At 74.3% G+C, this 23,479-nt stretch carries 14 protein-coding genes and 1 pseudogene; 7 read left to right on the top strand and 8 right to left on the bottom strand.

Annotation, left to right across the window (positions count from 1 at the left end):
- Positions 1 to 71 precede the first annotated feature (71 nt).
- Positions 72 to 2,900, bottom strand: a complete 2,829-nt coding sequence (locus ACH4TP_RS08415) for an AfsR/SARP family transcriptional regulator (protein ID WP_398436537.1) — start codon at positions 2,898 to 2,900, stop codon at positions 72 to 74.
- A gap of 343 nt (positions 2,901 to 3,243) precedes the next feature.
- Here ACH4TP_RS08415 and ACH4TP_RS08420 point away from each other — a divergent pair, with 343 nt between their 5' ends.
- Together ACH4TP_RS08420 and ACH4TP_RS08425 are read left to right on the top strand one after the other, a co-directional pair.
- Positions 3,244 to 4,041 (top strand): hypothetical protein, encoded by a 798-nt coding sequence (locus ACH4TP_RS08420; protein WP_398436538.1) that lies wholly within the window; start codon positions 3,244 to 3,246, stop codon positions 4,039 to 4,041.
- Between the two features lie 272 nt (positions 4,042 to 4,313).
- Positions 4,314 to 5,144: a DUF1684 domain-containing protein gene (locus ACH4TP_RS08425; RefSeq protein WP_398436539.1), complete on the top strand. Its 831-nt coding sequence runs from the start codon at positions 4,314 to 4,316 to the stop codon at positions 5,142 to 5,144.
- Positions 5,145 to 5,212: 68 nt separating this feature from the next.
- Here the strand turns inward: ACH4TP_RS08425 and ACH4TP_RS08430 are convergent, their stop codons facing one another.
- Positions 5,213 to 6,535 (bottom strand): uracil-xanthine permease family protein, encoded by a 1,323-nt coding sequence (locus ACH4TP_RS08430; protein ID WP_398436540.1) that lies wholly within the window; start codon positions 6,533 to 6,535, stop codon positions 5,213 to 5,215.
- Positions 6,532 to 7,680 (bottom strand): arylsulfotransferase family protein, encoded by a 1,149-nt coding sequence (locus ACH4TP_RS08435; protein ID WP_398436541.1) that lies wholly within the window; start codon positions 7,678 to 7,680, stop codon positions 6,532 to 6,534. Before ACH4TP_RS08435 ends, ACH4TP_RS08430 begins: the two co-directional genes overlap by 4 nt.
- Positions 7,681 to 7,846: 166 nt before the next feature.
- On the opposite strand from ACH4TP_RS08435, the gene ACH4TP_RS08440 reads away from it, so the two are divergent.
- Complete coding sequence (locus ACH4TP_RS08440) at positions 7,847 to 8,401, top strand: helix-turn-helix domain-containing protein (protein ID WP_398179087.1); 555 nt, start codon at positions 7,847 to 7,849, stop codon at positions 8,399 to 8,401.
- A gap of 24 nt (positions 8,402 to 8,425) precedes the next feature.
- Here ACH4TP_RS08440 and ACH4TP_RS08445 read toward each other — a convergent pair whose 3' ends face one another.
- The 3 genes from ACH4TP_RS08445 to ACH4TP_RS08455 form a co-directional block, all read right to left on the bottom strand.
- Positions 8,426 to 10,312: an AMP-dependent synthetase/ligase gene (locus tag ACH4TP_RS08445; protein WP_398179084.1), complete on the bottom strand. Its 1,887-nt coding sequence runs from the start codon at positions 10,310 to 10,312 to the stop codon at positions 8,426 to 8,428.
- A gap of 124 nt (positions 10,313 to 10,436) precedes the next feature.
- Entirely contained in the window at positions 10,437 to 11,726 is a 1,290-nt protein-coding gene (locus tag ACH4TP_RS08450) for a serine hydrolase domain-containing protein (protein WP_398436543.1), read from the bottom strand.
- A 196-nt stretch (positions 11,727 to 11,922) separates the two neighbouring features.
- The gene (locus ACH4TP_RS08455) at positions 11,923 to 13,350 is read right to left on the bottom strand and encodes an MFS transporter (RefSeq protein WP_398436544.1); all 1,428 of its coding nucleotides are present in this window, start codon (positions 13,348 to 13,350) and stop codon (positions 11,923 to 11,925) included.
- A 98-nt stretch (positions 13,351 to 13,448) separates the two neighbouring features.
- Here ACH4TP_RS08455 and ACH4TP_RS08460 point away from each other — a divergent pair, with 98 nt between their 5' ends.
- The 4 genes and pseudogenes from ACH4TP_RS08460 (at position 13,449) to ACH4TP_RS08475 (ending at position 16,410) form a co-directional block, all read left to right on the top strand.
- Positions 13,449 to 14,366, top strand: coding sequence for a LysR family transcriptional regulator (locus ACH4TP_RS08460; protein ID WP_398436546.1), 918 nt, complete (start codon positions 13,449 to 13,451; stop codon positions 14,364 to 14,366).
- Between the two features lie 46 nt (positions 14,367 to 14,412).
- Positions 14,413 to 15,213 carry a crotonase/enoyl-CoA hydratase family protein gene (locus ACH4TP_RS08465; protein WP_398179072.1) on the top strand — a complete coding sequence of 267 codons (801 nt, stop codon included), beginning with the start codon at positions 14,413 to 14,415 and terminating at the stop codon, positions 15,211 to 15,213.
- Between the two features lie 2 nt (positions 15,214 to 15,215).
- Positions 15,216 to 15,771: pseudogene (locus ACH4TP_RS08470) on the top strand (molybdopterin cofactor-binding domain-containing protein); the annotation flags it as partial.
- Between the two features lie 147 nt (positions 15,772 to 15,918).
- Positions 15,919 to 16,410 (top strand): molybdopterin-dependent oxidoreductase, encoded by a 492-nt coding sequence (locus tag ACH4TP_RS08475; RefSeq protein WP_389224652.1) that lies wholly within the window; start codon positions 15,919 to 15,921, stop codon positions 16,408 to 16,410.
- Positions 16,411 to 16,474: 64 nt separating this feature from the next.
- Here the strand turns inward: ACH4TP_RS08475 and ACH4TP_RS08480 are convergent, their stop codons facing one another.
- Positions 16,475 to 21,322, bottom strand: coding sequence for a DNA repair ATPase (locus ACH4TP_RS08480; protein ID WP_398436547.1), 4,848 nt, complete (start codon positions 21,320 to 21,322; stop codon positions 16,475 to 16,477).
- Between the two features lie 101 nt (positions 21,323 to 21,423).
- Positions 21,424 to 23,442, bottom strand: a complete 2,019-nt coding sequence (locus ACH4TP_RS08485) for a flotillin family protein (RefSeq protein WP_398436549.1) — start codon at positions 23,440 to 23,442, stop codon at positions 21,424 to 21,426.
- Positions 23,443 to 23,479 lie beyond the last annotated feature (37 nt).

Genomic DNA, 23,479 nt, shown 5'->3' on the forward strand with positions numbered 1-23,479 from the left:
AACGGATGCCGCACACCTCACCTCCCGCGCTCCGCCGTTGCGGTGTCGGCCCCGGCCCGTGCCGGACCGGTTCACCGCCGCAGCTTGAGCCGGATCGTGTCCGCGTCGTCGTGCCGCAGCGCGTCGAGCAGCTCCCAGGCCTGCCTCCAGGCCTCCTGGGCGCTCTCGGGCCGGCCGGCCGTCGACTCGACGTCGCCGAGGTGGTCGAGCGAGACGGCCTCGTGGTACGCCGCGCCGACCTCCCGCAGGCCCTCCGCCGATATCCGGAAGCAGTGCGCCGCCCGCTCCAGGTCACCCGTCTGCTGGTGCACCACGCCCAGGCTGTCCCAGGTGAGGGCCAGGCTGCGCCGGTCCCCGAGCTCCTCGAAGACCCGGCGGGCGGCGTCGCACATGGCCAGCGCCTCGGCGTGGTTGCCCAGCAGGGCCTGGAAGTAGCCCACGTTGTTGAGGGCCTTCGCCTCTCCGCTCCGGTGGCCGAGCTCCTGGAACAGCTCCAGGGCCCGCTGGTTGTGGTGCAGCGCCTCCCCTGGGCGTTCCTTCCGTTCGTGGCGCCCTGCGAGGTCGAGGTGGACGTCGGCCTGGCCGAGCAGGTCCCCCTCGGCGGTGAACAGGTCGAGCGCCCGGCGCAGATGCGTCCCGGCCTCGGCGTCCGTGGCGGCGTTCCAGCGCAGGGCCGCGGCCAGGCTCCGGTGCGCCCGTGCCCGGGCCGTCGGGTCGGCCAGGCGCTCCGCCGCCTCCAGGGCGGCCGTCTGGACGACCGCGCCGTCCGCCCAGTGGCCGCCCCAGGAGAGGTACGTCTTCAGGACGTGGGCCAGCTGCCAGCATGCCCGGTCGAGGCCGCTCGCGCCGGCCCGGACGACGGTCTCCACGAGGGCCTCGTGTTCGCCGGTGAACCACTCCCGGGCCGCGCCGATGTCCGCGGGGTCCTCGGGGCGCACCCCCCGCCCCGGCTTGGGGGGCAGGTCGACGGGGGCCAGCTGGGGGTCCATCAGGAGGGCGCCCCGCTCCGCGGTGCGGAGGTAGTGCTCGGCGATCCGCCGCAGGGCGGTGCGGCGGCTCGCCCCGGAGTCGACCTGTTCGCCGAGCTCCACCGCGTACGTGCGCAGCAGGTCGTGGAAGGCGTACCTGCCGTCGGCGCCCTCGGTGACCAGGTTGGCCTCGGCCAGCTCGGTCAGGAGCGGGTGCACCCGGGCCGGCGGGAGCGCCGCGAGGCTGCCGGCCACGGGCACGGTGATCCCGGGCCCGGGGTGGACGGCGAGCAGCCGGAAGAGGCGCGCGGCGTCGGTGCTCAGCGTCTCGTACGACCAGGAGAGCACCGCACGGACGTCGCTCCGGGCGTCGCTGCCGGTGAAGGCGTCCAGGCCGCGGGCGAGGCGCAGCCGTTCGACGAGCCGGGTCAGGCTGAGGGCGGGGGTGACGGCCGCCCGGGCGGCCACGACGGCCAGGGCCAGCGGGAGGCGGGCGGCGAGCTCGACGGCCTCGTCGACGGCGCGCGGGTCGGCCGTGACGCGGTCCCGGCCGACGCGCGCGGCGAGGAGCTCGCGCGCGTCGTCGGGCGACAGCACGTCGAGCGCCACGGGCTGGGCGTCCTCGACGGCGACGAGGCCGAGGAGCTGGTCCCTGCTCGTCACGACGGTCAGGCTGGTCGCGGACCCGGTGAGGAGCGGCCGCACGTGGGCGGCGTCGCGGGCGTTGTCCAGCAGGATCAGGCAGCGGCGTCCGTCCGTCAGCGTGCGGAAGAGGGCCGTCCGGGCCTCCTGGGCGGCGGGGACGCGCGCACGGGGCACGCCGAGGCCTTCGAGGAGGCTGCGCAGGGCGCTGTCCGGGGTGACGGCGGAGCCCTCCGGGGCGAAGCCGCGCAGGTTCAGGTGGAGCTGGCCGTCGGGGAAGTCGGCGCGGACCCGGTGCGCCCAGTGGACGGCGAGGGTCGTCTTGCCCACGCCGCCGGGGCCGGAGACGACGATGGGGCCCGTGCCGGCGTGCCGGCGGGCGTCTTCGAGGAGCGCGTCGAGCCGTGCCAGTTCCGCCCGCCGGCCGGAGAAGTAGCGGGAGACCGGGGGGAGCTGGGCCGGGACGTGGTTCCCGGCCGCCGTGGCGGCGTCGGGGGCCGGTGCGGGTTCGGGAGCGGGGACCGGGGGCTTCGCCGCGGGTTCTCCGTGGCCCTGGAGGATGTCCGCGAGCGCCTCCTGCACGGCGCGGCCGGGCGAAACGCCGAGCTCGTCCGCGAGGATCCTGCGGAGCCGGTGGAAGACGGCCAGGGCCTCCGCCTGGCGGTCGGTGCGGTGCAGGGCCAGCATCAGGTGGCGGTGGAGGCCCTCGCGCAGCGGGTGCTGTTCGGTGAGCGCGTACAGCTCCGCGGCGAGGCCGTCGTACCGGCCGAGACGCAGGTCGGCCTCGCAGCGCCACTCCAGGGCGACGAGCCGGGCCTCGTCGAGGGCCTGGAGGGCCGGCCCGTACAGCAGGCTCTGGCCGAGTCCCGGCAGGTCCGCGAGGGGGCTTCCCCGCCAGAGCGCCAGGGCCGTCGCACATGCCTCCCGTACGGTCTCCCAGTCCTCCCCGTGCCGGGCGGTGCGCGCGGTGGCGAGGAGCTCCTCGTGCCGGTCGCCGTCGAGCGCGCCGCGCTCCACGTCCAGGACGTATCCGGGCGGTACCGAGCGCAGCCGGGCGGCCCCCTCGGAGCCCAGTGTCCTGCGCAGGCGCGTCACGTGGTTGTGCAGGGAACTGGAGGCCGTCGCGGGCAGGTCGGTGCCCCACAGGGCGGCCTTGAGCTCGTCGGAGGAGACCACCTGGCCGCGTTTCAGGAGCAGGATGCCGAGCAGGATCCGGACCTTCGTGCTGCCGATGACGAGAGGGCCGGCGGCGTCCTGCGCCGTGATCGGGCCGAGCAGGCCGAAACGCATCTGTCTGACTCCAGGGCTCGGTGGTACGGGGTGACCGCGCGCATCGGTGAACGGGCCGGTCACAGGTTGTACGCCACTCATCCTGACCGAAGCGAACCGGACACACGTTCATGTCTCAAACCTGCGTTCCCGGACGAGTGCCATAAGGGTCATGGAGGTCCAATTCCGCTGCCGGGACCGCGAGTCCGCCCGGCCACGGGCCTGAGCCGCACGGCCCCACACGCGTCCCCCGTGCGGGGGCGAGCGAACGCTTCCTCAGTTCCCGCCCCGTGACCCGCCGGGCGATGATCGGCGCCTTGCCGGAGTCACCGGAGGCTTCCGGCCGTTCCCGGAGGTGCTCCTCGTGCTTCTCGTCATCGCCGCCGCCGTCGTGGCCCTGCTCGCGGGCCTCGCGGCGAACCGGTTCCTCCGGCCGCGACTGATCAAGGAAGACGACGGAACGGGCATGGCCGTCAAGGACCTCGTCGGCCCGCTGCTGACCATGACCGTCCTGCTGCTCTCCTTCGTCCTGGTCACCGCCAACGGCTCGTACGGCAAGGCCGAGGTCGCCTCGCGCGGGGAGGCCCGGGCCCTGGACCAGCTCGTGGAGACGGCCGAGTACGCGCCGCAGGCGCAGCGGGCGCGGGTCCAGGCCGACGCCGTCTGCCACGCCCGAGCCGTACGCGAGCAGGAATGGCCTGCCATGTCCGACGGCCACGGCTCGCCGGCGCCCAGCGTGTGGTCGACGGACTTCCGCGCGACCTTCCGGACCCTGCAGGGCCAGCCGGTCTTCGGCATGCTGGTCGCCGCCGACAACAAGCGCTCCGACGAGCGCGAGGAACGCCTCACCCAGGCGAGCGCGAGCATTCCCGGCACCATCTTCTGGTTCCTGCTCGCCACCCTCTTCATCACCGTGACGGCTCTGGGCTTCTGCCTGCCCCGGAAGAACAACCTCGGCCAGTTGACCACCCTGACGGTGATCACCGCGCTCCTGACGACGATGCTGATCATCATCCGGGACGTCGACCGGCCCTTCGGCGGCATCATCGACGTGGAGCCGACGGCGATCACCGAGGTGGAACGCCAGGCCACCCGCGACTTCCCCGCCCACAGCCCGGCCACCGGCATCCCCTGCGACGACCGGGGTGCCCGGATCGCCTGACCACTGGCGCCGCGCACCGGAGTTGTGTTCTCCTGAAGCCATGAGCCTTCTCGTGACGCGCCGACACGTGGACTACGCGCGCGTCACGACCATGGCGTGTTCCGGCTGACACCGAGGCCTCGACCCGGCGTCCGGACACCGACGCGCACGCCCCGGCTGATCCCGGGCGCCTCCTGACGGCCTCGTCCTGCCCCGCGCTCCGTTCCCCCTGCCCTCGCGGCGGGCCACGCGACCGCGCGCATCACACCATCCACCGCAGCAGGAGGAGACGCATGAGCGTCCGCGACACATCCGTTCCCGATCCGGAGGTCTTCGCCAAGGAGTGGGAGGCGTGGCACCGGGACAAGGACGCCCGGCTCGCCTCGGAGCACGGCTTCCTCGCGATCACCGGTCTGCACTGGCTCTCCGCCGAGCCGCAGTCCTTCCCCGGCGCGCCCGGGACCTGGTCCACGGGACCCGAAGGAGTCGCCGTGGAGCTCGGCGAGGGCGAGGAACTCCTCGTCGGCGGCGAAGCGGTCCGGGGTCGTCACCTCTTCGGCGTCATCCCGGAGCGCGGCGGCGTCGACGCCGTCTGGGGCGACACCGTGATCGAGGTCGCCAAGCGCGGCGGCAACGACGTGATCCGTCCGCGGCACCCCGGCCACCCGCTGCGGGTCGCGTTCACCGGCACGCCGGCGTACGAGCCCGATCCGCGCTGGGTGGTCACGGGCCGGTACGAGGCCTTCGACGCGCCGCGGCCGACGACGGTCGGCGCCTCCGTGGAGGGGCTCCAGCACGTGTACGACGCCCCGGGCCGGGTCGTCTTCCGGCTGGACGAAAGGGAGTTGAGCCTCACCGCGTTCAACGGGCACGCGCCCGGCAGCCTCACGCTGCTGTTCACCGACGCGACCTCGGGCGTCACCACGTACGCGGCGAACCGGAATCTCACGGTCGGGGCCCCCGGCCCCGACGGCACGGTCGTGCTCGACTTCAACCGCGCGACCAATCTGCCCTGCGCCTACACCGATTTCGCGACCTGCCCGCTGCCTCCGGCCGAGAACCGGCTGCCCGTCGCGGTGGAGGCCGGGGAGCGGATCCCCCACGAGCGCGGCCCGGTCGCGTAGGCCGGCGTCCGGTGTCGCCACGACGGGACGGCGTCGTGGCGGCCCGGCCGCGATCCGCCGGACCGGCCCTAAGGAACGGGGTCGGGTTCCCCGGGGCGGGTGCGGCCGAGGAGTGCGGTGAGGAGGACCGCCGTCAGGGTGCCGGCGACGACGCCGCTGCCGAGGATCGTGCGGGCCCAGCCGGGGAACCCGGCGTACAGGTCCGGGCTGAGCAGCGGCAGCAGTCCCGTGGTGAGGGCGAGCGCGGCCGTCAGCGAGCCCGTGCCCGTGCCGGACAGGTCGGCGCGGCGGAGCATCTCGACGCCCATGACGGCGATCACGGCGTAGACGACGAGGGCGGAGCCGCCCACGACGGCCTCGGGGATGCCGGCGAGGGCCCGGGAGACGGGCGTGGCCAGGCCGAGGGCGACGAGGAGTGCCCCGGCGCCGGCGGTCACGAAGCGGCTGCGGACGCCGGTGAGCCGGCCGATGCCGATGTTCTCGGCGCTGGTGACCATGAGGGAGGTGCCGAAGAGGCCGCCGGCCAGGGACAGCAGGGCGTCGGCGCGGGCGACGCGCGGAACGTCCCGCTCGGGTACGGGAGTCCGGCCCACGGTCTCGCTGTTGAGCACGGTCTGCCCGGTGATCTCTGCCAGCGTGGTGAGGCTGAACACGAGGAGCGGAAGCGCGGCCGCCAGGTCGAACCGCGGTGCGCCGAAGGGCAGGAACACCGGCAGCGCGAAGCCGCTGCCCGTTGCGGGGTGGAAGGAGCCGAGGCCGGTCGCCACCGCGACGACGGTCCCCGCCGCCATCCCGAGGAGGACGGAGGTCTGCCGCCAGACGCCGCGCAGGAACACGTACGCGGCGACGGTCGCCGCCACGGTGAGCGCGGCGAGGAGCACCGCGCGCGGCTCCCCCGTCCCGTCGGGACCGGTCACGAGCCGGGCGGCGACACGGATCATCGCGACCCCGATGAGCAGCACGGTCACGCCCATGACCAGCGGCGGGAAGAGCCGTACGATCCGGGCGTACAGGGGCAGGACGGCGAGCAGCAGCGCGGCCGCGAGGAGGACGGCGCCGGTGGCGGTGGCCGGTCCGTGTTCCTGGGCGATCTGGAGGAACAGCGCGGTCGCGGCGCCGCCCGGGAGCATGACGAACGGCAGGCGGCCGCCGATCCGCCACACGCCGAGGGACTGGAGCAGGGCGCCCGCGCCGCACAGGAGCAGGACGGTGCTGAGCAGCGAGGCCGTCGCGCCGGGCGTCATCTTCAGGGTGCCGGCGACGAGGAAGACGGTGGAGACGGGGGCGGCGATCATCGCGAGGACGTGCTGGGCCGCGAGGGGCGCGAGGCGCCGCAACGGGACGGGCGCGTCGACGGCTTCCACCGCGGGGGCGGGTGCGGTCGTCGTCATGCCGTCGCCTCCAGCCACGGGATCTCCGCCGCGGTGTACCGGTAGGCGCGGAAGACGGCGTTGGGCTCGGACGGGAAGAGGCCGCGGACCTCGCTCTCGCCGTAGCCGGCGAAGTACGGGACGACGTACTCCCAGCACAGGTAGCCGTCCTTCGTCACCTCGAAGAGCCGCCCGGACGGGGAGTCGGTGACGAGGGTGTTGCCGTTCGGCAGGCGCTGCGCGGAGCCCATGAAGGGAGCGAAGAAGAACTCGCGGGCCGGGTCGTGGTACTCCCACACGATGTCGCCGCCGGTCCGGTCGATCTCGATGACGCGGGAGTACGGGACGTCGTGGCCGGGCCGGAAGACGCCGTTGTCGAAGACGAGGAACCGGCCGTCGTCCAGTTCGGTGGGCGCGTGCTGCTGGCTGACGGTGCCGGGGCGGCTGCGCCAGAGGATCTCGCCGGTGGCGCGGCTGATGACGACGACGGCGGAGACGCTGCGCAGGCTGGCGAGGATGTTGCCGTCCCGCAGGGGCGTGACGCTGTTGATCAGCGGCCAGTGCTCGCGGGCGTAGGCCTCGTGCAGCGGGAAGGAATCGCGGTCGAGGTGCTCGGCGGCGCGCCAGGACCACAGGAGTTCGCCGTCCGGGCCGACCTCCTTGATGGTGTCGGCCCAGACCGTGCCGCCCTCGGCCTCGGAGCCGGGCACTCCGCCGCGTACCGTCGCGGCCTCGGCGCCGGTGAGGGGTTCCAGGGCGGTGTAGAGGATGCGGCCGTCGTCGAGGTGGTGGGCGTCGTGGTGCTGGAGGGGGTCCCGGTGCTCGCGCAGGACGGTGCCGTCGGGTGCGGCGTGGAGCATGACGCCGCCTCGGTACTTGTGCCACATGGGGAAGAGGGCCTTCTCCCCCGGGAGGACGCCGTTGTAGGCGAGGGTGCCGTCGGCGAGGAGCCGGGCGTGGCGGCCGGGGCGGTACGGGAGGTCCCACCGGTGGACGGTGCGGCCGTGGAGGTCGATGAGGTGGACCTCGCCGGTGCCGGTGAGCGGGGCGTAGAGGGTGTAGCCCTCGGACGCGGCCGTCTCGTCGAGGGCGATGAGGCCGGTGGGGCGTCGGCGGCGTGAGTTCTGGTCGATCGCGGGCACGTCGGGCTCCTTCGGACTTTCCACGTCTGGACTCCTCCTTCAAACTTTCTTTGATGAGAGCAAGCGACTTTGACGTTAGGGGCCTTGTGTGACGGGCGTGTGTCGGGAGTACGAAACCGTCTCCGGGCTCCGGCCTACCGCCGCGTAGGGTGCGGTCATGCATCACGGGGCGGGAAAGGACGGGACATCCATGGAGGCCGCGAACACACCGCGGGTGGGCGCCGCCGTGCGCCGCAGGCGCCGGGCACTGGATCTGACGCTCGCCGAGGTGGCGAAGGGCAGCGGGCTCTCCTCCCCGTTCCTCAGCCAGATCGAGAACGACCGGGCGCGCCCCAGCATGAGGTCGCTCCAGCGGATCGCGGACGCCCTCGGCACGACGGCGGTGCAACTGCTCGCCGCCTCCGACGAGACCCGTACGGTCGACGTGGTGCGCGCGGGCGACGACAGCGGCCTCGACCGGGAGGCGCGCGTGCGGCCGGTGGTGCGCGGCCGCCATCAGCTGCATGCCCTGGAGTTCGTCGGCGCGCACGAGGCGGACCGCGAGTTCCGGCACCGCAACGACGAGCTGCTGTACGTGGCGGACGGCGCGGTGGAGGTGGAGGCCGACGGCCGCGTCCACCGGCTGGGGCGCGGCGACACGCTCCTGCTCTCCGGCGGCGTCCGCCACCGCTGGCGCACCACCGAACCGGGCTCCCGGGTCCTGGCCGTCGCGGTCGGCGACCACGTGGAGGTGCTGGAGTCCTGAGGCCGCCGGGGCGGTGGCCGGGCGTCAGGCCTCGCGGGCGCCCTCGTACAGGGCCTCGACGACCTCGGCGTACTCCCGCTCGACGACGGGCCGCTTCACCTTGAGGCTCGGGGTGAGCTCGCCGTGCTCGACGTCGAGGTCGCGCGGCAGGACCGCGAACTTCTTGATCGTCTGCCAGCGCTGGAGGCCGTCGTTGACGCGCCGCACGAAGCCGTCGATCAGGGCGTGGACCTCGGGCGAGGAGACGACCTCGGCGTAGTCGCGGCCCCCGAGGCCGTGCGAGGCCGCCCAGGGCATGATCGCGCTCTCGTCGAGGGCGATCAGGGCGGTGCAGTAGTTGCGGCCGTCGCCGATGACCAGGATGTTGCTGACGAACGGGCAGGCGGCCTTGAACCGGCCCTCGATCTCCGTGGGCGCCACGTACTTGCCGCCCGAGGTCTTGAACAGGTCCTTCTTGCGGTCGGTGATCCGGAGGAAGCCCTCCTCGTCGATCTCGCCGATGTCCCCGGTGCGGAACCAGCCGTCGCTCTCCAGGACTTCGGCGGTCTTCTCCGGGAGGTTGTGGTAGCCGCGCATGACACCGGGCCCCCGCAGCAGGATCTCCCCGTCCTCGGCGATGCGGACCTCGGTGCCCGGCAGGGGCCTGCCGACCGTGCCCACCCGGTGGTCCTCGGAAGGGTTGACCGTGCAGGCCGCGCTGGTCTCCGTCAGGCCGTAGCCCTCCAGGACGGGCACGCCCGCGCCGGCGAAGAAGTAGGCGATGTCGGGGGCGAGCGCGGCGCTGCCCGAGGCGCTGCCGCGCAGTGCGCCCCCGAACGCCGCCCGTATCTTTCCGTAGACCAGCCTGTCGGCGAGCGCATGCCGGATCGTGAGCCCCAGGGGCACCGTGCGGCTTCCCGTCGCCACCAGGCTCTCCTGTCCGGTCCTGGCGTAGTCGCGGGCGACCTTCGCCGCCCACAGGAAGATCCTGTACTTCGCGCCGCCCTCGGCCCTCGCCTTCGCCGCGATGCCGTTGTAGACCTTCTCGAAGACCCTCGGCGCCGAGGCCATCACGGTGGGCCGGACGACGGGCAGGTTGGCGATGATGCGGTCGACGCGCCCGTCCACCGCGATCACGTGTCCGGTCCGCACCTGACCGGAGATGAGGGCGTTGCCGAAGACGTGGGACAGCGGCAGCCACAGGAACTGCACGTCGTCGGGGTCGAGCAGCCCGCTGACCTCCTGCGCGACGCCCTGGTAGGACCAGCAGTCGTGCACCAGGCGCACGCCCTTCGGGCGGCCGGTCGTGCCGGAGGTGTAGATCAGGGTGGCGAGCTGCTCCGGCTCGATGGCCTCGACCGTCCTGCGGATCGCGTCGGGGTGCTCCTGGAGGTGGGCCGTGCCGCGCTTCTCCAGTTCGGCGAGGCTCAGCACCTCGATGCCCTCGGCCTGCGGGAGGTCGGCCTCCGGGTCGAAGAGGATCGCGTGGCCGAGTCCGGGCAGCCGGTCGGCGTGTGCGACGACCTTGGCCAGCTGGGCGGCGTTCTCGACGAAGACCGCCCGGCTGTCGGAGTCGGCGAGGATGTACGCCGTCTCGTCGGCGTCGGTGCTCGGGTAGACGGCGGTCGCGGCGGCGCCCGCGCACATCACGCCCAGATCGGCGAGGATCCACTCCACCCGGGTGGCGGAGCAGATGGCCACCCGCTCCTCGGTCCGCAGTCCGAGGGCGAGCAGCCCGGCCGCGATCGCCGTCACGCGCTCGGCGGTCTGGGCCCAGGTCAGCGAGTGCCACTCCTCGGCGCCGGGAGCGCCGTGGCCCACCGCCACCGGGTGGCGGTAGGCCTCCCGGTCGGGCGTGGCCGCGACCCGCGCGAGGAAGAGGTGCGCCACCGAGGGCGGCCGGTCGTCGAGCGGGGACTGCGCGGAACTCATGGCGACCTCCGGACCCGGTGCGCCCGTCAACTTCATTGACCGGCAGGTAACTTGCACGCTGGGGTGAGGCTAAGGGGAAACCCTTCGCCGCGTAAGGGGTCGGTCCTCTTCCGTTCGACGGGTCCTACGGCCGGAACCCCCAGTCCTCCTCGCCCAGCAGGGCGCAGACGAACTGCTCCTCGGTCGCGCGCAGTCGGGCCAGCAGGGCCGGGTCCTGCGTGACCTGGCTGGTGACGGAGACCGTCACCGTGCGCCGGCCGTCCCGGGTGGCCGCGGCGAACTGCGTGTAGCCGGGGGTGTTGCCGGTGTGGCCGAGGACCTTGCCGCAGCGGGTGGTGTAGCGGAAGAGGCCCAGGCCGGCCGCGTTGGCGCCGGGGCCGGCCGGCTCGGAGGCGCCGCCGGGGAGGAAATCCTGCTGGGCGCGGCGGGTGGCGGGGGTCAGCAGCTCCGGTCCCGCGTAGCCGCCGATGAACCGGCTCAGGTCGGCGGGGGTGGAGACGATGCCGCCGGACGCCCAGGCACCGGAGGCGCTGACCGCCTCGCTCACGTCCTCGGGCGGCTCGCCGGGGGCGGTGAAGTAGCCGTGCAGGAAGGGGCGCGGCAGCCGGTAGTCCTGGGGGAGGCTGGTGCCCGTCAGGTCGAGCGGTCGGTACACCAGCTGCTTCAGCAGCGACTCGTACGGGCGGCCGGTGACCCGTTCGGCCATCAGCGCGACCGCGATGTTGTCCGAGTTGGAGTAGGCGTAGCGGCTGCCCGGCGGGAAGGCGAGCGGCCGGTCGGCCACGAAGTCGAGGAGGCGGCGGGAGTCGAAGTGGTGGCGGGGATCGGCGCGGACGATGTCCTGGAAGGCCTTGCTCTTGCTGAAGTCCGGAAGTCCACTGGTGTGCTGGAGCAGTTGACGCAGGGTCACGGCGTGCCAGGCGGCGGGAAGTCGGGGCAGGACGCGGCCGATCGTGTCGTCCAGGTCCAGCGCCTTCCGGTCGACGAGGCCGAGCGCGACCGCGCCGCTGAAGGCCTTGGCGACGCTGGCGACGCGCATGTGGTCCTCCGGCCGGAGCGGGCGGCCCGTGCCCACCTCGGCCGTGCCGGCCCGGTAGACCCGCCGTACGCCGTCCCGGGTCAGGACCGCGATCGCGCCGGGCGGCCCGCCGGGCGCCCCCACCAGCTCGGCCAGGGCCCGCTGGAGCGCCGGGTCGCCGCCGTGTCCGGGGCCGTACGGAGCCTGCGCCCGGTCCGACGGGACCGGTGGCGCGGCCCCCGCCGGAGCGGTGGTGGCACCGCCCAGGAGGGCGGCCGCCACGATCGTCCCGGCGGCCGCCGTACGGAATCGGAGCCTCGGGCGGGGGCCGGTGCGGCCGGGGGCGGAGCTCGTGGAGTTCCGCCCGGCGTACGCGGCGGGGACACGGCGGGACATGCGCTACCTCCTCGGTTGCGGGACCGGGGACGGCGGACCGTGCCGGGGCCCGGTCCGGCCGGACGAGCGGCCGTCCGGGCCCTCGTCGGCCGCCGGGCCGTCCTGTCCCGGGGTCCGGCCACCCTCTCGCGGTACGGGCCCCGCCGCGCGCCGCCTGCGCCATCCGGCCCACAGGCGCATGCGGAGGCGGTTCCCCTCAGCGGGTGGGGCCGGCCCCGGTGCGGTATCCGACGGTGACCAGGACCGTGGCGACCAGGACGAGCGCGCCCGCGGTGCGCAGCGCCGGACTCATCGCGTCGGCGAAGGAGCCCGCGCGGGCGTCGGCCTCGTGCACCGCGAGTACGGTGCCGGTGACGGCCACGCCGAGGGCGGCGCCGATCTCCCGGGCCGAGGTGCCGAGGCCGGAGCCGAGACCGGCCTGGTGCGCGGGGAGGGCGGAGACGACGCCGACGGTCAGGGCCGGCATGCACAGGCCGGTGCCCGCCGAGATGACGAGCAGCCAGCAGGCGTACAGCGCGTACGGCGTGGCCGCGTCGGCGGTGGAGGCGCCCAGGAGTCCGGCGCCGATCAGGAACAGTCCGGTGGTCACGGCAGGGCGCGGGCCCGACGCGGCCTGCCAGCGGGTCGACACCTTGGGGAAGAGGGCCATGCCGAGGGTGAGGGGGACGATGGCGAGGCCGGTGACGGCGGGGCCGTACCCCTTGACGTACTGCAGGTACTGCGAGTTGGCGTAGAAGAGCGCGAAGAGGCCGAAGAAGCCGGTGCCCGTGCCCAGGACGGCGGCGCGCAGCCGCCGGGAGCGGAAGACCCGCGGGTCGAACAGGGCGACGGGCGAGCGGAGCGCGTACCAGGTGAACAGGCCGGTCAGTGCCGCGCCCACCGCGAAGAGGACGAGGATGCGGGGCGAGGTCCAGCCGTGTGCCGGGCCTTCGATGATGCCCGCGAGGAGGGCGACCAGGGCCGCGACGAGCAGCAGCGTGCCGCGCGGGTCGGGGTGGCCGTGCGGGGAGCGTCCGGTGCGCGGGACGGCGACCTTGACGGTCCAGGCGAGGAGCGCGGCCAGCGGGACCATCAGCCAGAACAGGGCGCGCCAGGAGAGGTACTGGCCGGCCGCTCCCCCGCCGACGTTGCCCGCGAGGCCGCCCAGGCCGACGGCGAGGGTCCAGGAGGCGAGGGCCCGGGCCCGGCGTTCCGGTCCGGCGAGCTGCACGAGGACCGACATGGTCGCGGGCATGATGCAGGCGGCTCCGGCGCCGGAGACCCCGCGTCCGGCGATCAGCAGCGCGGGCGACGGGGCCAGGGCGCTGAGCGCCGCTCCGGCGGCGAACAGCGCGAGGCCGGCGAGCAGCAGGCCCTTGCGGCCCCGCCGGTCGCCCAGCGCCCCGGCTGGGATGAGCAGTCCGGCGAAGACGATGACGTACGTGTCCACCGTCCACAGGAGTTCGGTGGCGGACGGGTGGAGGGAGGAGGCGGCGAGCTGGGGGACGAGGAGGTTGACGGCGGCGACCATGCTCTGCGCGACGAGGACGCAGGCGCACAGCGCGAGCAGGGTGGACCGCCTGAGAGCTCCCGGCGCGGTGTCGGCCGGGGCGGCGGGAGGCGGTACGAGGGCAGGGGAAGACATGGCTCCTCCGGGGAGCGTGGTGGTGAGGGGATGCGCGTTCACCGTAGGCTCGGCCCCCGGATTACCTCCAGTGCATCTTTTGCAAGAGATGAGTGCGCATGACGCAATCAACGGACCCGACCGGCCTCGACCTCAACCTTCTCCTCGCCCTCGACGTCCTCCTGGAGGAGCAGAGCGTGCGCGGCGCGGCCCGGCGGCTGCACCTGTCCGAGCCGGCCACCAGCCGCACCCTGGGCCGGATCCGCAAGGCGCTCGGCGATCCGATCCTGGTGCGCGCCGGGCGCGCGATGGTGCCGACGCCGTACGCGCTGTCCGTACGGGCCGAGGTCGGTGCGGTCGTGGAGCGGGCCAGGGCGCTCTTCGCTTCGGGCCCCACCGATCCGAGCACCGTCGAGCGGACCTTCACGGTGCTCGGTCAGGACGCCCTCGCCGCCACGCTCGGCCCCGCCCTCCTCGCCCGCGCCGGCCGCGAGGCCCCGGGGGTGCGGCTGCGGTTCCTGAACGAGAGCCGCACCGACGCGCCGACGCTGCGGGAGGGCGTCGCCGACCTGGAGATCGGTGTCATCGACACCGTCCATCCCGAGGTGCGCACCGAACACCTCCTGGACGACCGCATGACGGCCGTCGTGCGGGCGGGGCACCCGCTCCTCCGGGGGCGCCTGACCCGGCGGAGGTTCGCGGTGGACGCGGACCACCTCGTCGTCTCGCGCCGGGGGCGGCTGCACGGCCCCATCGACACCGCCCTGGCCGAGCACGGGCTGCGGCGGCGGGTCGTCGCGGGCGTCGGCACGTACCCGGCGTCGCTGTTCCTCCTCCGCGACACCGACCTCGTCGGCCTGATCGGCGCGCGGAGCCGCTCGCTGGCCGAGTCCCTCGGCCTGGTCGTCTTCGAGGTCCCCCTCGACCTGCCGCCCCTGCCGCTCGGCCTCGCCTGGCATCCCCGCCACGACGCCGACCCGGCGCACGCCTGGCTGCGCGGCTGCGTGCGGGACCTGCTGCTCGACCGTTCCGACTGAGGTCCCCTCTGGCCGCCGGGCCGGCCGCCCCGCGAGAATGCCCCGCATGACCGATGCATCAGCGACACCGGCGGAGCGGGACACCGTACGCGTCGAGCGCGACGGGCCCGTGACCACGGTGGTCCTCTCGCGGCCCGCCGCCCGCAACGCCGTGGACGGGCCGACGGCCCGCCGACTGGCCGACGCCTTCCGGGAGTTCGAGGCCGACGAGGAGGCCTCGGTCGCGGTGCTGTGGGGCGAGGGCGGCACTTTCTGCGCGGGCGCCGACCTCAAGGCCGTCGGCACCGGGAGCGGGAACCGGGTGGCACCCGACGGCGACGGCCCGATGGGGCCGACCCGGCTGCGGCTGACGAAGCCGGTCATCGCGGCCATCGGCGGCCATGCCGTGGCCGGCGGACTCGAACTGGCCCTGTGGTGCGATCTGCGCGTCGTCGAGGAGGACGCGGTCCTCGGGGTGTTCTGCCGCCGGTGGGGCGTGCCCCTGATCGACGGCGGTACGGTCCGGCTGCCGCGGCTGATCGGCGAGAGCCGCGCCATGGACCTGATCCTGACCGGCCGGCCGGTCCCGGCGGCGGAGGCGTACGAGATCGGGCTCGCCAACCGTCTCGTGCCGAGGGGCCGGGCCCGGGTCGCGGCGGAGGAACTCGCCCGGGAGATCGCCGCCTTCCCCCAGCTGTGCCTGCGCCACGACCGGCTGTCCGTGCGGGAGCAGCACGGGCTGCCCGAGCCCGAGGCCCTGGCGGCCGAACTCCGGCACGGCATGGTGCCGCTGTCGGCCGGCGAGACCCTGTCGGGCGCCGCGCGCTTCGCGGGCGGGGCGGGACGGCACGGTTCCTTCACCGACTGAGCCGTACGGTGACGCCGAAGGAGCTGTACGGGGCGGGGTACGCGCTCGGCGCGGCGGAGGAGCCGGCGGGGCGGACGGGCACCGGGACGGCTCGCCGCGCTCGGTGGCCTTCCACGCCCAGTGGTTCCGGGTGGCCGTCGATCCGGGGAGCGGGGAGATCCGGATCCCGCGGAGCGCGCATGCCGCCGACGCGGGCAGGGTCATGAACCCGATGCGGTGCCGCGGCCAGGTCGAGGGCGGTGTCCCCAGGCGCTCGGGGCCACCCTCTTCGAGGACGTGCGGACCGACGAGCGGGGCGAGGCCACCACGGCCGCGTTCCGCCGCTACCGGCTCCCCGGTACGCCGACGTGCCCGTACCGGGGTCCGCTTCGCCGAGACGTCCGACGCCATCGGCCCGCTCGGCGCCAAGTCCATGAGCGAGAGCCCGTTCAACCCCGTCGCCCCCGCGTTCGCCACGCCCTGCGGGACGCGACCGGCATCCGCTTCGCCGAACTGACCGTCACCCGGGACCGGGTGTGGCTCGCGCTCGACCGCCGGGCGCGGGGTGTTGGCGAATGAACCCGGAGGATGCGTCCCGTCGTCTCGCATCAAGCTCACAAATGCGTGGCTTTGAGGCCGATTTGATGGGCGGTCACGGTTCTCGCTCCGCGCGGTCGGGTATCACTGGGCGCAGTTCCCGCACCGACCGCCCGAAGGAGATTGACGATGAGTCGCCGTACCGGAGCCTTCGCCATCTGGGGAGACGTGGCCCTCCCGGCCGTGCTCACCGTCGCGGACCTGCGCAGGGACTGGGCCCAGCACCGGGCCGAGGTCGTCTTCGAGTGCGCGAAGGAGGGGCCGCGGCACCACACCTTCGAGGGTCCGCTGCTGCGTGACGTGGTGGCGGCGGCGCGTCCGGGGTTCGATCCGGCCCGGCGCAAGGAGCGGTCCCGTTTCCTGCTGGCCGTGGACGGCGGCGACGGGCACCACGCGCTGCTGTCCTGGGCGGAGATCGACGCCGACTTCGGTGGCGCCCCCGTCCTGCTCGCGACCCGCTTGGACGGGGAGTGGCTCGACGCGCCGGGCACGCAGCTGGTCGTCCCCTCCGACCGCTGCGGCGCCCGGTACGTGAGCGCCGTCACCGGCGTCTGGGTCGGCGGCTTCCGGGCGCCGCACTCGCCGGGGGCCGGGGTCGCTCCCGTATCCGGTAGAGCCTGATGTCCCGGTTGACGAAGCGGATCGGCTTCTCGCCGATCGCCGCGTGCACCGGCTCGGCCATGGGTCACTCGCTCTCTTCGCCGGGGCCGGCGGGGTCCGTGTGCGCGCTCGGGTGCGGGTGGAGCGATGCCGTCGCCCGGGTGATCGCCGTCTCGACGGCCGTGACGCGGTCGGCGAGCAGGGCGAGGGCGGCGACCGCCCGGTCCAGGGGGTCGTCTCCGGAGCCGCCGCGGGCGCGGGTGCGGGCGGCGGTCAGCTCCGCCCGGCGCCCGGCCTGCGCGGGGGTGAGGGTGCCGCGCAGGGCGGCGAGCTTGAGGAGGTTGGCCTCGGCCCCGGTGGTGAGGGTCCGGGCCTCGGCGGTGTAGTGGTCGTCGAGCAGGGCTCCCAGTTCGGTGTCGTCCATGACGGGCTGGATGCGGGCCACGATCTTGTTCATCGTCCGGTAGGACCCCTGGAGGCGGAACGGCGGCTCCACGCGGTCCCCCTCGGCTGTCGCGGCGGAGGCGATGTACTCCTCGTTGACGGCGAGGACCGTCTCGCGGGCGGTGAGGAGGTGACGCAGGACGGCGAGGATCCGGTCGAGTTCGGCCGGGGCGTAGGAGTGGGCGAGCCGGTCGCGGCGCGCGGCCGGGTCCCCGGCCGCCAGGCGGGTCAGCAGCTCCAGGTCCGCGCGGTCGCGGCCGGCGAGCGGGGCGAGGACCGGGTGGGAGGTGAGGGCGTTCTCGACGAAGCTGAACGCGAAGGCCTCGTCCTTGCCGGTCAGGACGTCGCCGAGGTTCCACACGTCGGCGCGGTCGGCGAGCATGTCGGGCACGCGGAAGGCCCGCCCGGACTCGGTGTACGGGTTGCCGGCCATGCAGACGGCGAAGCGTTTTCCGCGCAGGTCGTGCCCGTTCAGGGTCCGGGTGGTGTCGCAGAGGGGGATGAACTTCTGCAGGAACTCCGGCGAGGTGTGCTGGATGTCGTCCACGTACAGCAGGACGTTGCCGGCGGCGGCCAGGGCGAAGGCGATCTTCTCCAGTTCCCGGCGTGCGGCGGCGTCGGGCGCCGCGGCGGGGTCGAGGGAGGTCGTCCGCGTGCCGAGGGCGGGGCCGTCGACCTTGACGAGGAGCAGGCCGAGGCGTTCGGCGACGTACTCGATCAGGGTGGTCTTGCCGTAGCCGGGCGGGGAGAGGAGCAGCAGCAGTCCGTGGGTGTCGCTGCGCTTGGCGTCTCCGGCCGCGCCGAGCTGCTTGGCGAGGTTGTCGCCGACGAGGGGGAGGTAGACCTCGTCGACGAGGCGGTTGCGGACGAAGGCGGACATGACCCGGGGCCGGTACTCGTCCAGGCGGAGCCGGGCGCGTTCGGCGGTGAGGAGCTCGGCCCGCTGCCGCTGGTAGGCGCGGAAGGCAGGCACGTCGTGGGTGGCGAACTCCCGTGTCCTGGCTAGGAATTCGTCGAGCCGTAGCTCCATCGACCGGTCCCGTACGCGGGGGTGGGTGCCCAGGAGTCCGGTGACCGTCGCGGTGGTCGGGGCGGTGACCTCGTAGCGGTCGAGCCCGGGGCACAGTTCGACGGCGACGGCCTCGGCGAGCACGCCCGCGTCGTGGTGCTCTCCGGACGCCGTCGCGTACGAGCCGAGCCAGGCCTCGACGAGCTGTCGCCGGGCCCCCGGTCCGGTGAGGGCGGCGAGGGCCTCGCCGTAGGCGGAGGAGGCGGAGGAATCGGAGGAGCCGACGGCGCGGCGGAAGCCGTCGAGCAGGGCGTGCGCCTCGCCCGAGAGGGCGAATCCCGGTGGCCCGGAGGCGAGTTCGTCGACCAGGTACGCGGCCGCCGCCGGGTCGCCGGTCGCCTCGGCCAGCTCCTGCCGCAGCCCGTCGAGGGCCGATTCGGTGCCGAAGAGGTCCCGGGCCCGCGTCAGCGCGACCGCGCGGTGGGTCCACTGCTCGCGCGTCTCGGCGGTGGTGGAGCGGGCCCAGAAGATCTGGGCGGCCGCGCGCGCCGTCCCGGGGTGGCTCAGCGGTCCGGCGCCCTCGCTCAGGGCGAGGACCGCTTCCAGGACGAGCGCCGCGTCGTGGTCGTGGACGCCGCGCTCGAAGCCCTCGTCGTAGGCGGCCTCGGCGGCCCGGCGGGCGAGGGCGCCGAGGTCCGCGGCGGCCAGGCCGGCCGTGCCGTGCTCGGCCAGGAGGCGTGCGGCCAGGTGCTCGGCGCGGTAGACCTCCGGCGACTCGGAGGGCAGGGTCCGGCCCCAGTGGGGGCGGGTCGCGGCGAAGGCCGGGTCGGTGACGGGCGCGCGGTAGTCGGTTCCGGTCAGCGCGAGGGCGAGGGTGTCCCCGTGCGGTACGAGGGTCAGCTCGGGGGCCTGCCGGGTGACGGCGAAGCGGTGCCGGCCGAGCCGGATCGTGTCGCCGCCGTCGGAGAAGAGCTCGGTGCGGTCCCGCAGGGCCCGTCCGGCCTCCTGCCGGGCGGCGGCGAGCCGGCTCTCCAGCTCCTCCGCCCTTACCTGGTCGTCGAGTTCCCGCAGTTCGGTGGCGGTGCGCCGGATCCTGGTCACCAGGGGGTCGGAGGCGAACCAGGTGTGCACCTCGTCCGGGTCGGACAGGCTCGCGGCCCGCCGGGCGATCGTCTCCAGGACCCGGTCGGCCGACGCGGCGAGCCGCTCGGCGCGCCGGGCCCGGTCGTCCCGGAGGGACTGCCCGCGCGCGGTGAAGGCGTCGTGGATCTCGGTGCGCCGCCCGGCGATGTCCGCGAGGAAGCCGTCGTGCGCGGCGAAGCGGGACTCCAGGTTCTCCAGCTGGAGCAGGATCCGGCCGAACTGTTCCTCGCAGCGGTCGGGGGTGTCGGCGGCGGCCAGCGCGCCCGTGACGGCCTGGCCGAGCAGGGCGAGTTCGGCGGCGAACTCCGTCCGGCCCTCCTGGTCGAGGAGTTCGGCGCGGCGGGCGGCGAGGAGGGCCCGGGCGCGGTTGAGCGCGCCCAGGACGTCGGCGATCCGGGCCAGGATCGAGGCGCGGACGGTCGCGTCGCCGATGTCGAGGCCGCCGATGACCTCGCTGAGGGTGTGCAGCTCGTGGGTGCGCGCGTCGATCCGTTCGCCGACCGGGACCGTCTCGACGACGGTGGCCGGCGTCCCGGCCTCGGCGGCGAGCCGTTCCGCCTCGGCGTGGTGCGGGGCGAAGGCGTCCTCGCCGCGGAGGAAGGCGACGGCGCGCCGGGCGGCCGAGGCGGTGTCGGCCTCGACGTCGGCGGCGAGGGCGTCGATGCGGGCCGTGTCGGCGTACCGCAGGTCCCTCAGGGTCACCAGGCGGCCCCGGGCGCGGCGCAGTTCGGTGATCCGGGAGATCCACTCCGCGGCCGTGGCGGGCGCCTCGCCCCGGATGCGGCGGACGAGCCTGCTGATCTCCTGGGCGGACTCGGCGAGGGCCTCGGCGGCCTGCCGGGTGAGGGCCGTCACGGTCCCGAACTCGTCGAGGACCTGGACGGCGGTGGCCCGCAGCGCGGTCAGCGGTGCGCCCAGGTCGCCGGCTTCCGGGTCGCCCAGCCAGTGGTGGACGTCACCCGCGCGCGTGCAGGCGGCGACGAGCGCCTCGTACACCTCGCCGGCCGGGGTGAGTTCGGTGGCCTGCCGGGCGATCGACAGGCAGTCGGCGATGCCCCTGACGAGGTCCGCGTTGCCGATGCGGGCCAGCGGGCCGTCCGCCACGGGGCGCGGGTGGGTGTCGGAGGCGTACGGGGTGCGCCAGACCTGCACCGGGTGGACCCGGCCCGGCTCGCCGGACCCCTCGCGCAGGACGGCCATCGTCCCGTCGTCGAGCAGCGCGTATCCGCGGCAGACGAGCGGGGCGGCGATCTCCTTGCCGATCACGTCGTACGGGAGGAGCAGGGTGCGGCCCTCCGCCGGCGCCCGGAAGACGTGGAGGAGGTGGTCCCCGTCGGGCGAGCGGACCGCCCGGTCGAAGGCGAGGCCCGCCGTGTCGGTGTCGAAGGTCTTCACGGCGCCGGAGGCGAGGCAGTAGCCGCCGGGGAACACGATCCCCTCGTCCCCGGGCAGCCGCAGGCAGGCCTGTCCGATGCCGTCGAGCCGGACGACCTCGCCGGTCAGGGTGTTGAAGACGAGGTGGCGGCGGGTCTCCTCCTTGTACGGGCGGACCCGCACCAGGATCAGGGCGCCCACGACCGCGTACGCCACCTCGGCGTCGGCGAGGGACTGCAGCGGTTCGTCGACGGGCTCCGTGTGGACGGCTCCGGCGGTGTCGGTGTCGTCTTCCGTCCTGACCGTCAGCGTCCCGCCGACGGTGGAGACGAAGAGGCGGCCGCCGAGCGAGACATGCGGATGCCGTCCCGGCACGTGGTCGGCGCGGGTGGTCTCCACCCAGTCGACGTCGTCGGAGGGCGGCAGGACATGGTCGCGCTCGCCCCGGGCGTCGAGGAACCGCGTCTCACCGGAAGGCGAGACGGACCAGCGCAGGACCCGGAGGTCCTCGCTCTGCTCCCCCGTGCGGAACACGGCGAGGATCCGGCCCTCCACCCGCCGCAGCCGGAGCAGGCGCGCGCCCCGGTAGTAGCGGTGCAGCGCGGAGAACTCCCGTACGAAGGCGGGGTCGTCGAGCAGTCCGGGCACCGTCCGCGCGGGCAGCGGGTTCAGGTCGCGGTCGTGGAGGGTGAGGACGTCGGCGACCGCGACCTCGGAGGATCCCGGGCCGGCCGGCCGGGTGCCGAGGAGGAGCAGGCCGTCGCCGACGGGGACGAGGTCCTGCGGCACGCAGGCGCGCCCGGTGCCGATGCGGCCCGTGCCGGTGAGGGCGAGCTCGCCGGAGCCGAAGGCCGCGATCCGGGCCTTGTCGAGGTCCCCGGCGCGCCCGGCCAGTTCGGCGGCCTGCGCGCGGAGCCGGTCGCGCAGCACCGTGTACGTGTCCTGGTCGATTCCGGCACCCATCTCGCCCCGCTCCTTGTACGGTGGTGAACACGGGTCCGGTGCCGCCAACTCCCCCGTTTGCCGGCACCGGACCCCTCTGCGACCGCTCCCCCCCGGGGCGGTCAGCTCTCGGCGGCTCCGTTCAGCGCGGCCGCGTCCGGTCCGGGGCCCGTGCCCTTCGCGAGGAGCGCGGAGGCGGCGCTGAGGTTCCGCAGGTCGGTCGTGGACAGCGAGCCGAGCACCTTGGTCAGGTCCTCCGTGAAGGAACCGGAGCCGTCCAGCCAGGGGCCGGCGAGCGCCTGCGCGGTCTTGGAGTGGTCCATGAACCCGTCGACCGACCTGCCGAGCGCGATCGACTCCACCAGGCGGTCGAGGAAGACCGACTCCCCGCCGACGATGTTGATGTCGGCGTTCTCCAGGCCCGTCGCGAGGACGGTGGCCTGCGCCTCGGCGACCTGCCGCTGGACGTCGAGCCCGGCGAGCCGGATCTCCTTCTCGGCCGCCAGCCGCAGCCGGTACTCCTCGTGGGTGCGCGAGGCCCCGTCCAGCGCGGCCATCGCGGCCGCCTTCTCGGTCAGACCGGCCGCTTCGGCCTTGAGCTTCTCGCCGATCGCCGTGGCCTCGGCGAGCGCCTTCTCCCGGGTGCCGACCGCCTCGGCCAGGGCCTTCTCCCGGGTGCCGGCCGCCTCGGCGCGCAGCCGTGCCTCGGTGGCCTCGGCCTCGGCGCGGCCGGTCTTCTCGATGACCTCGGCCTCCAGGCCCCGCACCCGCACCGCCGCGAGCCCCTCGGCGGCGGCCTCGGCCTGGAGGCCCTCGGCGAGGCGCGTCCTGGCGCGGGCGTCCATGTCGGCCGCCTTGTTGCGGGCCTCCGCCAGGGTGAGTTGCTCCGCGGCCCGGTGGACGGCGGCCTGCTCGGCCGCCTCCGCCGCCTTGATGTCCTTGACCAGCTTCTCCTGCGCCTCCGCCTCGGCGGCGATGACGACGGCCTGCCGGGTGCGCTCGGCCTCCTCGACCACGCGCAGCCGCTTGATGGACTCCTCCTGCTCGGCGACCGTGCGGTCCACCGCGACCCGCTCCCGGATCACCTCGGCGATCTCGCGGCGCTCGGCCTCGACCTCCTTCTCGGCCGCGATGCGGGTGAGCTGGGTCTCCCGGTCGCGGGCGATGACCTCCAGGAGGCGGTCCTTCTCGATCCGCTCGTTCTCGACGGCGATGACCCGCTCGCGGTTCTTCTGCGCGACCGCCACCTCACGGGCCTGGTTCTCGCGCTGGACGCCGAGCTGCTCCTCGGTGCGGAGGAAGGCGCCCTGCGCCCGCAGCCGCTCCTCCTCCACCACGCGCGCGGTCTCCGCCTCCTCGCGGGCCCGCGAGGTGTCGATCTCCCGCTTCTGCTTGATCTCCGCGTCGGCCTGGCGCCGCTCCAGCTCCAGGATGGCCTCCCGGGCGTCGACGTTCTGCCGGGTGATCTCCTTCTGCTCGTTCTGCCGGTACTCGTTCGTCCGGATGTTCTCCACGGCCGTCAGCTCGGTGATCTTGCGGATGCCCTGGGCGTCGAGGATGTTGCCGGGGTCGAGCTGGCTCAGCGGGGTCTGCTCCACGTAGTCGATGGCGGCGTCCTCCAGGTGGTAGCCGTTGAGGTCGATGCCGATCAACTCGATGATCCGGAAGCGCAGTTCCTCGCGCTTGGTGTAGAGGTCGGTGAAGTCGAGCTGCTTGCCCACGGTCTTGACGGCCTCGGAGAACTTGGCGTGGAACAGCTGCTCCAGGGTCTCCTGGTGGCTGGCCCGGGCGGTGCCGATGGCCTGCGCGACCTTGATGACGTCCTCGACGGTCTTGTTGACCCGTACGAAGAACGAGATCCGGATGTCGGCACGGATGTTGTCCCGGCAGATCAGCCCGTCCCGGCCCATCCGGGAGATCTCGAAGGTCTTCACCGAGATGTCCATGACCTCGGCCTTGTGCAGGACGGGCAGGACGATCTGCCCCGTGAAGGTGACGTCGACCTTGCGCGTCCTGGAGACGATCAGCGCCTTGCCCTGCTCCACCTTGCGGAACAGCCGGCCGGCCACGAGGAGCAGGGCGACGGCGACGAGCAGGACGGCGGCGACCAGCACGCCGATGCCCCCGGTGATGACGTCCATGAGCAACCCCGTCCATTTCCTTCTCCCGGCATCGAGC

Origin of the sequence: Streptomyces sp. NPDC021012 (assembly GCF_044333355.1) — a bacterium.
Classification (GTDB): Bacteria; Actinomycetota; Actinomycetes; order Streptomycetales; family Streptomycetaceae; genus Streptomyces.